The sequence below is a fragment of the Alteromonas ponticola genome, assembly GCF_012911815.1.
Taxonomy (GTDB): Bacteria; Pseudomonadota; Gammaproteobacteria; order Enterobacterales; family Alteromonadaceae; genus Alteromonas; species Alteromonas ponticola.
The window spans coordinates 90,635-103,597 of sequence record NZ_JAATNW010000004.1; the positions used below are offsets into that span (position 1 = coordinate 90,635).

The following is a 12,963-nucleotide window of genomic DNA, read 5'->3' on the forward strand; positions in this document are numbered from 1 at the left end:
CAAATTAAGAAAGGGGAAAACTGACTTTTATTTCAATAATTAATGTAATAATTAATAAGATAGCCTATCGCGCATTAAAAAAATAATGAAATAGAAAAGTGTGCTGCCGGGTCTGTTCAGGCACATCAATCAATAAGTGAAAAGTGAAATAATCAATGAATAATACGCTGGCGCTGGCTTTAGGTGCACTGACTTTACTATCTTTACCCAGAGTCCAAGGGCAGGATCTTACTGACATTGAGGTGGTAGAGGTGACCGGTGACAAACAGGCAGCCAGAACGTTGAATCCAGGAGATAAAACCCTCTCGGGTTTATTTGGCGATGGTCTAACGGCTGCACAGACGCCCCGATCGGTTACGGTTTTATCGGCTGAGCTGATGGATGCACTTAACATTGACGATTTACATGATATTGTCAAAGCCGCGCCTAACGCCTATGCCTCTAGTGGTTTTGGAACCCCAAGCCTGCCGAGTATCCGCGGTCAACTGGGTGAATTGTTTCAGGATGGTGTGCGTCGACAGGCGGGTAACAATGGCTTCGGTTTACCATTAAGTTTTAACAGCGTTGAGCAGATTGATGTGGTTAAGGGGCCGTCACCGGTGATGTTTGGCAGCACCCAACGCAACGGCGGCTTCGTTAATTTACAGACCAAGCGCGCTACGACCTTTGGTAGCGAAGGCACCGTGACTCTGCGGGGAGCGCGCTGGGATCAGTACAGCGCACAACTGGACTACACTACTGCCATTGAGCCTGACAAACATGGCATCAGAGTAAGCCTGGAGTGGCTCGATCATAATAGCTTCTACGATTACGCCGAGCGGCAAAGCGAAAACGTATTTATCGCCTACCGTATGACCCCTTCCAATGCGACTAGCTGGGATATCAGCGCAGAGTATTATAATGCCGATTATCCGGACATTGCTGGCATAAACCGGCCCACGCAAAACCTGATTGATAACGGGATATATATCGCCGGGCAGGGCGTTCAGAGCAATGGCAGCACGGTGCCGGGCGCTGGAGCCATTATATCACCCACCGGAGAAGTCAGACTCCCGCGCAACCGCGTTTTTACCCATCCCGATGATATTAATGGCGCGCAGACTACGGTATTAAGAAGCCGGTACGAACAACAGCTTTCCGCTCAGGCGACATTGCGCAACCACACTTACTATCAGCATCTCACTCGCGAGGAAATCGCACGTAACAGCTTTGTAGAAATTATTGCTGATGCGGACACGGTAGAGAATCGAACAGAAATAGACTATCGCTTGAGCGATGAGCAACTGACAACCGTTGGGGTCGCGTTGCGCTACAATGCGGTATTAGGGTATAGCCAGTTCACCACTGAAGCGGATAACCCGGTGGATTTAACTGGTCCCCTTAGTAATCGCGAAATTCCACTTAATCAAGCCCAGCGCATGCGTCTGGTATTGCTACGCCCCGGTGTCTATGTGTCACCCGGTGGACAATATGACATCGACGGTGATGGCAATGGTGATTTTAACCTTTCGGACACCACCGACTCGGTAAGCTGGCAAACTGGGTTGATGTTGCAACAGCGCTCGCAATGGACGCCGCGATTGTCAACCATAGCGGGCGTTCGTTTGGACTACTATGACGTTGAGGCGCAGGATCCGTTGGCGCCCGGCGGACAAACTCGTGCATTCGATGAACATACCGATTGGCTTAGCAGTACGCAGCTAAGTGCAACCTACCAGCTCACCGATGCGATCAACCTGTACGCAGTGTTTGCCGATAATGATGCCACATCAAACAGCATGGGTGGCGGTACCACACTGACTGCTGATGGCACCATTAATTCGCTTAATTTTGCCACTGAAAATCAGCTGTATGAAGTCGGTATCAAATATGCGCCGGAAACCAACTGGTATGCTGAAGCTGCGCTGTTCGACCAGACGCGCAGCTTGCGAAATCGTGATGGCAGTAACAGCGGCGTAGCAACGCAGGGTTTTGAAATTCAGATGTTTTATGAATACAGTGATTATTGGTTGAACGCCAGCTATAGCTACCTGGATGCGCGCTTCGATCATTCTGCCGCGTTTCAGGACACCGCTAAAGTGATTGATGCCTTCGACGATAGTCGTCCGGAGATAATTATCGGCACCGGTGTGGGGTCGCCCTCGTTTACTGCGTTTGCCCCATCTACAAACCGTGTTCAGGGTGTGCCGCCACAGATTGCAACGGTGAATGGTGGCTGGCAAGTATCAGACTTTTTGCAACTGGGATTTTCGGCGATCTATACCAAGTCATTCGCACTGGATTTCTTGTCGACGGTCAAAATACGCGATCAAATGCAGCTTGATGTAAGTGCTGACTATCAGTTCAGTAGTCAGCTAAAAGGCCGGATTGATGTGATAAATGTGACGGATGAAGAAAACTGGCAACCCGTTTTTGAAGGCGGTTATTTTGGCGCAACCCTGGCGATGCCTAATGTACCCCGTCATGCCCAGGTAAGTTTGCAATACGCGTTTTAAGCGCAAAACCACAAGGAGTAAACAACAATGGTTAAAAAAATTGCGCTTCTTGCCGTTATTGGTGCGGCCATTTTTGGATTTTTCTATTTTGATTTAAACAGCTACCTGACGCTGGAAGGCCTTAAAGGTGAGTTAGATGCGTTTAAGGCTACGATTAATGAGCGACCCTGGTTAAGCGGTGGTGTCTTTTTCGCCATTTATGTAGTGGTCACAGCACTCTCATTGCCCGGAGCCGCCATCTTAACCCTGGCCGCCGGTGCCCTGTTTGGTCTGGCAACCGGGTTGCTGATAGTATCATTCGCCTCGTCCATAGGCGCCACGCTGGCGTTTTTGGTCGCGCGTTTTGTGTTACGTGATACCGTGCGGAGCAAGTTTAAAGAAAAACTGAAGAAGATTGATGCCGGTGTAGAAAAACAAGGAGCATTTTATCTTTTCACCTTGCGCCTGGTCCCTGTATTTCCCTTCTTTTTAATAAATTTGCTGATGGGCCTGACCAGTATCCGTACCTGGACATTCTACTGGGTCAGTCAGGTAGGCATGCTTGCCGGTACCGTTGTTTATGTCAACGCCGGTACTCAGCTGGCACAGGTCGACAGCGTCTCAGGCATACTCTCTTTTGAACTCATCATCTCTTTCATCTTGCTGGGTATTTTTCCGTGGATTGCAAAAGGGATCGTTGCCATTGTCAATCGTCGACGCGTCTACAAAGGGTATTCCAAACCTAAATCCTTTGACCGCAACCTGATTGTGATTGGTGCAGGTGCCGGTGGGCTGGTTACCAGCTATATTGCGGCGGCGGTAAAGGCTAAAGTTACCCTGATAGAAGCCGGAGAGATGGGCGGAGACTGCCTGAATTATGGATGTGTGCCCAGTAAAGCACTGATTAAAACAGCGAAAGTGGCGCAACAGATGCGTCACGCAGAAACCTATGGTCTGGAAAAAACCAGCCCAACCGTACCGTTTAAGCATGTCATGCAACGTATACATAATATCATTGCGGCGATTGCGCCTAATGACAGTGTCGAACGCTATACCAAATTGGGGGTCGATGTAGTCAAAGGCTACGCTCGTTTGCGCGATCCATGGACGGTAGAGATAGCTGGCGAAGACGGCGAGTCGCAAACGCTCACCGCTCGCAGTATCGTGATTGCCACAGGGGCGGCGCCTTTCGTACCAGACTTGCCAGGGATTAAAGACAGTGGTTATGTAACCTCTGACACGCTCTGGTCGACCTTTGCCAAACGCGATACCGCACCTGAGCGATTGCTGGTACTGGGTGGAGGGCCGATCGGCTGCGAACTCGCGCAAGCCTTTTCGCGCCTGGGTAGCCAGGTCACGTTGGTTGAAAGGGAAAGCCAGATCATGGGCCGCGAGGATGCGGAAATAGCAGAATATGTGCGTGGGGTGCTTAGCGAAAACGGCGTAAATGTGTTGACCAGTCATAACGCTGAGCGCTTTGAACAGGATGACAACATACGGCGACTGATCGTAAGTCACGACAATGAAGAGACAGCACTGAACTATGATGAAGTCATCGTCGCGGTAGGACGCAAGGCGCGCCTTGAAGGGTTTGGTCTGGATGAATTAGGCATTCGGTATGAGCGAACGCTGGAAACAGATGGGTATTTACAAACTCGTTTTCCGAATATCTATGCTGCCGGCGATGTCGCCGGCCCCTATCAGTTTACCCATGTGGCGGCTCATCAAGCTTGGTACGCGGCGGTTAACGGGCTATTCGGCACATTTAAAAAATTTGAGGTAGATTATCGAGTGATCCCCTGGACCACTTTTGTCGATCCTGAAGTGGCACGGGTCGGCTTAAACGAAACCGAGGCCAAAGAGCAGGATATTGATGTAGAAGTAACCCGCTTTGAATTTGCTGAGCTGGACCGGGCTGTAACCGAAAGCGCCACCAAGGGCTTCATCAAGGTGCTAACGCCTCCCGGTAAAGATACGATTCTTGGTGCCACGATAGTCGCTGAACACGCAGGCGACCTGATGGCCGAATTTGTGCTGGCGATGAAGCACAATTTGGGCTTAGAAAAAATTCTGGGTACCATCCACGCTTATCCTACCTGGGCAGAAGGTACCAAATACACGGCCGGTAACTGGAAGCGAGCCAACGCACCAGAGAAGCTGTTACGTTGGGTGGAGAAATTTCATGCATGGCGTCGTTAGCCGATATTGCCAGGCGAGTGTGTTTGGTGCACTGCTCGTTATATTTTGTTGCTCCTCAGTGTTTGCCAATGAGGGGTTACATAACGGTTGGGACAAGCTCTTAAAAAAGCATGTTGTTGCCTCGAAAGAGGGTTATGACACACGCGTCGACTATGCCGGTTTTATCGAAGATAAGGCCAGTTTACAAGCCTATCTGGCGGAACTTGCAGCGGTAACTCAGGAAAATTACCGAGGCTGGTCAGCACACCAGCAACTGGCATTTTTAATCAATGCCTATAATGCGCATACGGTGGCATTGGTCATAGAGCATTATGCTGATATTGATTCCATCCGCGATATCGGCGGTTTCTTCTCCTCACCCTGGTCTAAAAAGATCGCACCCTTGCTGGGTGAAGTGCGGACGCTGGATGAAATTGAACATGACATGATACGGAGCGACAAAGGGTTTAACGAGCCGCGCATCCACTTTGCGGTTAACTGTGCCAGTATCGGTTGTCCCGCGCTGCGCCGGCAGGCATATCGTGGTGACGTACTGGAAACCCAGCTTGCAGAGCAAACACGGCTTTTTCTCAGCGATCCCAGCCGCAATCGTTTTGCTGAGGGTAAACTGCTAGTGTCAAAGATTTTTAACTGGTACGAAGACGATTTTGAGCAATGGCGTGGTTTGTCCGGGCTGCGCGCTTTTCTCGCCCAGTATGCCCAGGCTCTTTCCTTAAATAACGCCGACGCAAACCGCTTACGCGACGGCGAAATTCCGATTACCTTTCTGGATTACGACTGGTCGCTCAATGAGGTACGTTAACCGTTTGCGCATATTGGTATTGATTGCATTCGGGATGAGTGCGCAGGCTGTCAGCGCGACTACTTTGCAGTTTCATGCCTGGGGTGGCAATGCGCAGGTGAATAAGTATTTGCAATGGGTAGCTGATGAAGTCCGCAACCAGCATGACATTACCCTGAATCACGTTAAACTGGCGGACACCAGCGATGCGGTGGCCCGGGTGTTGGCAGAAAAGGCAGCTGGCAATCATTCTCAGGGGGCGGTCGACCTTATCTGGATTAACGGCGAAAACTTCGCCGCCATGCAAAGGCATAACCTGTTGTTAAAAAATTGGGTTGGAAAACTACCCAACTTTGCGCTGACTAACCCCTCGAACAATCCTGCAATGGTGACCGATTTTGGTCTGCCCACTCAAGGTCAGGAAGCGCCGTGGGGTAGAGCAGCGATGGTGTTTTATTATAACCAGCAACATGTAACTGAACCACCGCAAAACCTGAATCAGCTAATGCAGTTCGCCAAACAGCATCCCGGTCGTTTCAGCTATCCACTGCCAAGCGATTATCTTGGAATCAGTTTTTTAAAGTACGCGCTGCTAGTGCTGAATAAAGACAATACCGCACCGCTATATGCACCAGTAACTGCAACCCGTTTTGACGAGACAAGTGCGCCCTTGTGGGCATTTCTGGATCAGTTGCACCCGCTAATGTGGCGACAAGGCTCGCACATGGTAAGACAAGCGTCACAATTGCAGCAACTGATGAGCGCCAGTGAGGTGTTGCTGGCATTTTCGTTCACCGCAGCGGAAATCCCCGGAGCGGTGACACGCTATGACTTACCTGAGCGCACGCGCACCTATGCGATGCAGGAAGGCAGTCTGGGCAATGTGCATTTTGTCGGTATTAGTTATAACACGGCTCACCCTGAAGCGGCCAAGCAGGTAGTAAACTTTTTACTTTCGCCGAAAGCCCAGGCTAAGAAGCAGCAACAAGCTGTGTGGGGTGATGAAACGGTGCTGGATGTTGCGATGCTGTCAGCTGAAACCCAAAGGCTGTTTGCCGTGGAGGATTTACATCCAGCAGCACTGCCGCCCGGCGCGATTTATCGTCTGCTACCCGAACCCCATGCCAGCTGGACGGATGCATTACGTGAAGCCTGGTTCGTCCGCTATGGGGCCCGCTGGTAATGCTGCAGTTTCACCGTGTCTCGCATCTGGTCCGCTGGCTGTTTATTGGCGTGTTATGCCTTCCTGTGTTAGCCGGTGCAATCGGGGTGTTACTTCCGGCACTGGGTTACTTTCCTGCGTTGGGTGAAAGCACGTTTAGTTTGGCGGTTTTCCAGCGACTGTGGACGGTGGACCACATCGCACATATGGCGTGGATGTCATTTTTCACCGGCTTTATTGCCACTGCCGTAGCGACCCTTTCAGCACTGTGTCTACTGAGTGCGTTTTACCACCAGGCGTGGTTGCATACTATTCAGCGTCTGCTTAGCCCACTTTTAGTATTACCTCACGCAGCGGCCGCCATCGCATTACTGTTTATCCTGTCGCCTTCTGGCTGGCTCGCTCGGGTGGCCTCGCTATTTTCACAAACCGTGTTACCACCTCAATGGAGTATTCCTTTTGATAACAGCGGAATAACGATTATTTTTGCACTGGCCTTAAAAGAATTACCGTTTATTTTTTTGATGGCTTTAAGCGTGTTGTCTCAACCCCAGATGCACACGCGTATTACCGCTTATCTTAAAAATGCGCAAGCTATGGGGTATGCACCGGTTACAGCCTTTCTGAAGTGCGCGCTGCCGCAGCTTTATCCTCACCTGCGCTTACCGGTGCTGGCTGTACTGGCTTACGCCACCGCAAATGTGGAAATTCCGCTGATTTTAGGTTCAAACAATCCACCCACGTTAGCTGTGGCCGTGTTGCAATGGTTTAACCATATCGAACTTTCCATGCGCTTTCAGGCATCCGCCGCAGCAGTAGTGCAGCTCATGGTCACCGTGGTTGCGTTGATAACCTGGCGGCTGGTGGAGTATTCAGCGGGACGACTGTTACGTCATTCAATGATTAATACGCAGCGCGCGCAAGGCGCACGTCGTGTCACGCTGGCTGCCTGGCTGATATTGGTATTATTTACTTTCTTTGCGGTGACAATGGTAGTGAGTACGCTGGTATGGTCATTCGCTACCTTTTGGCCGTTCCCAGCAGTGCTACCGGACGGCATTACGCTTCTTCACTGGCAGACGGCACTGCCTGCGCTGGCTGAACCGGTTAAAAACACGTTGATGTTGGGGGCAATGGTGAGTGTGCTGGCAGTGATAGTGGCATTACTGGCGTTAGAAGCAGAAGTCAGTGTGCTACCAAAACTGGGATGGCAACGGCAGCGACTGGAGCACTCGCTTTTACAACTGACATTGTATTTACCGCTAATGGTTCCCGGAGTGGCTTTTTTGTTTGGTCTGGTTTGGTTCCAACAGCGTTTTTTCAGTGGCGGTATATTCCCTCACGTCATGCTTAGTCATCTGGTGTACGTTATGCCGTATGTTTATATTTCGCTGGCGCTGCCGTATCGCCGATTAGATCCGCGCTATGTTAAACTGGCATATTCGTTAGGTAAGTCGCCCGGACAGGTGTTCTGGCGGGTGAAAATGCCCTTATTGTTTGGCCCCGTGTTGGTGGCGTTGGGGTTGGGCATGGCTATCAGTTTTAGTCAATATCTGCCCACCTTACTCAGTGGCGGCGGTCGCTTTGCCACTGTCACCACGGAAGCAGTCGCAGTAGCATCAGGCAGCAGCCAACGCCTGAGCGCTGTGTATGTAATCGTCCAGGCATTTATGCCGATAATCGTGTTTGCGCTGGCCTGGTGGTTACCTGGCCGACTGTTTAATCCTGCGGCCCACCCCCGTGGCCAACAATCCGGAGTGTTCTGATATGGCGCTGTCGTTAGATAATGTCAGTATACACCGTTTCAACCAGCCACTGCTGACCGTCAATTTCAGCGTTGCGGCGGGCGAAATAGTGTGCGTAATGGGCGCTTCCGGTGCAGGCAAATCAACTCTGCTGGATGCGATAAGCGGGCAACTCAGTCAGCCATTCAGTGTGCAGGGTGACATCACTCTCAATGGCGAGCGGATTAACGATATACCCGCGCATAGGCGCAACATCGGTATTATGTATCAGGATGCATTGTTGTATGAACATCTCACCGTCGGTGACAATATTGCGTTTGCACTACCCCGTTCTGAACATCACGCGCTTAAAGCCAGCGAAAGACGTGCGCGTATTGTCGGGCAATTAGACACCGTGGGACTGGCCGACTTTTACGACCGTGCCGTACAAACCCTATCCGGCGGACAGCAGGCCAGAGTGGCCTTGTTGCGCACGCTGGCAGCAAAACCGGCAGCGGTGTTACTGGACGAACCCTTTGGTAAACTGGATAACACCCGAAAAGAGCAGCTGCGTCCCTGGGTTATCCAGCAATTGGCGGACCGTGGCCTGCCTGCGCTGATGGTAACGCATGACTCAGGTGATGCACAGGCCGTTGGTGGACGGATAATAGAGGTGTAGCATGTTAGACGCAAAACTCACTCCCCTGATCAAGCCGTTATTAAGGCCGCTTATTGTGCGCCTGGATAAGCGCGGAGTAAGCCCGAATCAGGTCACCCTGGCGGGCTTCTGCATAGGCTTACTGGCAGTACCAATGATTATCCTTAACTGGTGGGTCATGGCGTTGATCTTCATCGCCTTAAACCGGGTTGCCGATGGGGTTGATGGTGAGCTCGCCCGGTATCAAAACAGCAGTTCCAGCGCAGGGGGGTATCTGGATATCTGTTTGGATTTTTTATTTTATGCTTCTATTCCACTGGCCTTCGGTATCGCAGACCCTCAGGCATGGGGCATTCCGGCGCTGGTTTTACTGACTGCATTTATTGGTACTGGTAGCAGTTTTCTGGCATTTGCCGTGGCTGCCGAAAAATACACTATCGAACGGCCGCAATTTCAACATAAGAGCTTTTACTACATGCAGGGGCTGACCGAAGGCACCGAAACGATCCTGGCGTTTGTAGCGTTTTGTATCTGGCCGTACTGGTTCGCGCAGTTGGCATATGGTTTTGCCGTACTGTGTGCCATCACCATTGTGACCCGAATCGCAGGCGGCTTTTATACCCTGAAAAAGGTAGCGTAATGGATTCCAGCATTATGCGTGTCAGTATTTTTTTATCAGTGTTCGCTCTCATGGCGGCGTTAGAGTTGTGGCTACCCGCACGCAAAGCGCCGTTGCCGCGTTTCCAGCGCTGGCGGGCAAATCTGGGCATATTGGTTATCGGTGCGCTGGCGGCGAGAGTTGTTTTACCCGCTACTTTGGTGGGCGTTGCTCTATGGGCAGAGGAGTCAGGTGTGGGAGTTCTGCACTGGTTAGGCGCACCTGTCGTGGTTTCGGTAATACTCAGTATTTTGCTGCTGGATTTAGCGATTTATTGGCAACACCGACTGTTTCACCGCGTACCAATACTGTGGCGCTTACATAAAGTACATCATGCAGACAGCCATGTTGATTCAACTACAGGGCTGCGTTTTCATCCGGTAGAGATTGTATTAAGCTTATTTATCAAAGGTGGGGTGATCTTACTCGTTGGGGCGCCCGCACTGGCTGTTATTATTTTTGAAGTGGCATTAAATGCGTTTTCGCTGTTTAACCACACCAATATCCGCTTACCGTTAAAATGGGACGACCGTCTGGCTTATCTGGTGATAACGCAGCGTCTGCATCGCATACATCATTCGCAGCACGCCCGCGAAACCAATACTAATTTTGGTTTTAGTGTCAGCTGGTGGGATCGTTTATTTAACAGCTACCGACCGCGGGCACGTCAATCGGATGAAGAGTTAGATATAGGATTGCGAGAGTTTCCAGCTACGTCCAGTAACGCCAGACTTTCACGGCTGCTAACAATGCCTTTTACGCGTTCGTAAGTAAATTGACTGGCTTGCGCGATGAAAATACAGGGGCATCCTGTCCAGTTAGCGCGGTAGGAGATTGGAAGCCTGTTGCCGTCATTGCGGTTTGCTGTAATATGTTGAATCCATTCATTCAAATTGTTGAAAAGTAGGTAGAAATGAAAGCTATTGTTGCGTTGGTAAGCATCGTCAGTTTTTTGATGGTGGTGCTGCCCGGTTTACTATACCAATTTGCTGGTTTGAGTCTGGGGCTCGCGTTCACTTCCTTCCGCTTTGGCCTGTTTGTCGGCGTGGCGGCATTAGTTCTGATTATTTTACAGCTGCTGTTTGCCCGCAAAACAATGCAATGGGGTAAGACGGCGGTATGGACTGCAATGGCGCTGGTAGCGATTGTGATGCCGCTTCAAATGATGGGTCAGGCTAAATCAGTTCCGCCCATTCATGACATTTCAACGGATGTAAGTAATCCCCCGGCATTCGTTGCGGTGGCACCAAAACGCGCAGACGCGCCCAATCCGCTTGAGTATGCAGGTGGTGAGGTGACTCGCCAGCAGCTTGAAGCCTACCCCAACATTAAAACTCAGGTGTTTTCACAACCGCTGGACAAGGTTTATACAGCAGCAGAGAAAGCCGTGGCTGAGCTGGGTTGGGAACGTACCCAGCAAAACGCTTTGGAGAATACCATTGAAGCAACTGATACTACCTTCTGGTTTGGTTTCAAAGACGACGTGGTGATCAGATTGACCGCAAAAGATAATAAAACACTGGTGGACGTGCGCAGTAAATCCCGCGTAGGCATGAGCGATCTAGGCAAGAATGCACAACGTATTGAGGCCTTTTTTGATGTTTTACACCAACAATTGGCAGATTAGTCTGCAGACTCAATTTGACATCTAAAGCGCTCTGACGCCTGAAAACCTCTAAACCGTCTGTCGACCTCAATGTCGGCAGATTGGTTTAATCGGTAGGGTGTACGCAAAATTCACTCTAAAATAACGTAACAATCTTTTCCGTCGTGTTTAGCCTGATATAGCGCACTGTCTGCTTCGCTAAGCGTATGTTCAAAATCTTTTATTTTCTTAGCATTTAAAATTTTCATTCCGATGCTAACCGTGATGGTAACCATTTTGGATTCCGCCTGCACAGTGACTTGTCTGGCAGCCTCCAGCAATCTTTGACCCAGCGCCGCCGCATCTTGTGGTTGATTGGCTGCAACCGCGAAAGCAAATTCTTCGCCGCCATAACGACAAAAGGCATCTTCAGTACGAAATATCGCCTGGATGGCGTTGGTTAGCGCTATCAGCACATCATCGCCAAAATCATGTCCATAAGTATCATTAACCTTTTTAAAATTATCGATATCCAGTAATCCAATAACCACCGACGTATTGTGACGCTGGCTTGCACTGATAAGCTTGGTAATCTGACTTCTGAAGAAACGACGATTGGGCGCCTGTGTCAAAGGGTCGAAAAAGGCTATCTTCTCCAGTGTAGCCTTAGCTTTTTGAAGTTCTTCGGTTCGGCTGGCTACCATTTCCTCCAGTTTATCCTTAAGAACGCGCAAATCGGTGTTTCGCTTTGTTAACTGCTCCTGACGGAAAATACTTTCTGACACATCGCGTTCAATGGCAGCAAAGTGGGTGATTTCACCATATTTATTCACTAACGGTATGATATTAAACTCTATCCAATAAGGGCGGCCATTTTTATCGTAGTTGAGTAAGGTTTCGTTAATGGCTTTACCCTGGTTCAGCGCGTCGTGAATACGCTTTGTTGCCGCTTCGTCCGTCAGTGCGCCCTGCAAGATTCGCGGCGTCTCACCGATAACTTCATCACTGGTATATCCAGTGAGAGTCTCAAACGCCTTGTTAACATAGACAATTTTAGGGCCGGTAGGGTAGTCGATGTCACTGGCTTCAGTGACAATAACAATATCTTGAGTATTTTCGACAATATCCTCAAACGAAAACATTTTTTTGGCATCTGAGATATCGATAAAAGTGACAATTACAAAACTGCCTTTACCCCCTTCCCCCTCATAATAGGCGTTAACCATAAACCCACTGATTTCTTTGGCAGAATCGTCGATAACGCCCATTATTTCGTTAGACAGTTTTTTACGTGTCCTGATAACCCGGTTGACAGGGTAATCATCGACGGTTAATTTTCGCCCTCTATCATCAATAAAGTGCCACTGAGTGTCATAGGCACTTTTACCAATGATGCGGTCGTAATCTAACCTGAGTAGCTCCAGTGCCTTAGGGTTAACGTAAGCGACGCTGGTGTCCCATCGATGAATAATAATACCTATGTGAGCATGCTCAAGAATGTTTTTAAGGTTTAATTCATTGATATCATTCACGATGCTTCATACTTCATGGATTGCTTCAGAAGGATCAAAGTGTAGTCAGCTTTGTATGCCTGTGCAAATTTCGCACAGCCTGGCCGCGTGATGTCAGTGATATCGCCATTTGAATTTAGCAGTGAAAAAGCGATGAGGTTTCAAGGTTATTTGCAATAAAACGCTGACCCACGCAGGACACTCTGAATTG

At 49.7% G+C, this 12,963-nt stretch carries 10 protein-coding genes; 9 read left to right on the forward strand and 1 reads right to left on the reverse strand.

Annotation, left to right across the window (positions count from 1 at the left end):
• Positions 1-155 precede the first annotated feature (155 nt).
• The 9 genes from HCJ96_RS07580 to HCJ96_RS07620 all read left to right on the forward strand — a co-directional run bounded on the left by HCJ96_RS07580 (position 156) and on the right by HCJ96_RS07620 (position 11,283).
• The gene (locus HCJ96_RS07580; protein WP_169210447.1) at positions 156-2,495 is read left to right on the forward strand and encodes a TonB-dependent receptor; all 2,340 of its coding nucleotides are present in this window, start codon (positions 156-158) and stop codon (positions 2,493-2,495) included.
• A gap of 27 nt (positions 2,496-2,522) precedes the next feature.
• Positions 2,523-4,673, forward strand: coding sequence for an FAD-dependent oxidoreductase (locus tag HCJ96_RS07585; protein WP_169210448.1), 2,151 nt, complete (start codon positions 2,523-2,525; stop codon positions 4,671-4,673).
• Positions 4,657-5,475 (forward strand): DUF547 domain-containing protein, encoded by an 819-nt coding sequence (locus HCJ96_RS07590; protein ID WP_169210449.1) that lies wholly within the window; start codon positions 4,657-4,659, stop codon positions 5,473-5,475. The genes HCJ96_RS07585 and HCJ96_RS07590 overlap by 17 nt, the downstream gene beginning before the upstream one ends.
• Entirely contained in the window at positions 5,462-6,637 is a 1,176-nt protein-coding gene (locus HCJ96_RS07595; protein WP_169210450.1) for an ABC transporter substrate-binding protein, read from the forward strand. The genes HCJ96_RS07590 and HCJ96_RS07595 overlap by 14 nt, the downstream gene beginning before the upstream one ends.
• The gene (locus HCJ96_RS07600) at positions 6,637-8,382 is read left to right on the forward strand and encodes an ABC transporter permease (RefSeq protein ID WP_169210451.1); all 1,746 of its coding nucleotides are present in this window, start codon (positions 6,637-6,639) and stop codon (positions 8,380-8,382) included. Before HCJ96_RS07595 ends, HCJ96_RS07600 begins: the two co-directional genes overlap by 1 nt.
• A gap of 1 nt (position 8,383) precedes the next feature.
• Positions 8,384-9,019, forward strand: a complete 636-nt coding sequence (locus HCJ96_RS07605) for an ATP-binding cassette domain-containing protein (protein WP_169210452.1) — start codon at positions 8,384-8,386, stop codon at positions 9,017-9,019.
• A 1-nt stretch (position 9,020) separates the two neighbouring features.
• Positions 9,021-9,638: a CDP-alcohol phosphatidyltransferase family protein gene (locus HCJ96_RS07610; protein WP_169210453.1), complete on the forward strand. Its 618-nt coding sequence runs from the start codon at positions 9,021-9,023 to the stop codon at positions 9,636-9,638.
• Entirely contained in the window at positions 9,638-10,426 is a 789-nt protein-coding gene (locus tag HCJ96_RS07615) for a sterol desaturase family protein (protein WP_169210454.1), read from the forward strand. Before HCJ96_RS07610 ends, HCJ96_RS07615 begins: the two co-directional genes overlap by 1 nt.
• A gap of 143 nt (positions 10,427-10,569) precedes the next feature.
• Positions 10,570-11,283: a DUF1499 domain-containing protein gene (locus HCJ96_RS07620; protein ID WP_169210455.1), complete on the forward strand. Its 714-nt coding sequence runs from the start codon at positions 10,570-10,572 to the stop codon at positions 11,281-11,283.
• A 110-nt stretch (positions 11,284-11,393) separates the two neighbouring features.
• Here the strand turns inward: HCJ96_RS07620 and HCJ96_RS07625 are convergent, their stop codons facing one another.
• On the reverse strand, positions 11,394-12,773 hold the full coding sequence (locus HCJ96_RS07625) for a diguanylate cyclase (RefSeq protein ID WP_169210456.1): 1,380 nt from the start codon (positions 12,771-12,773) through the stop codon (positions 11,394-11,396).
• Positions 12,774-12,963: the final 190 nt, after the last annotated feature.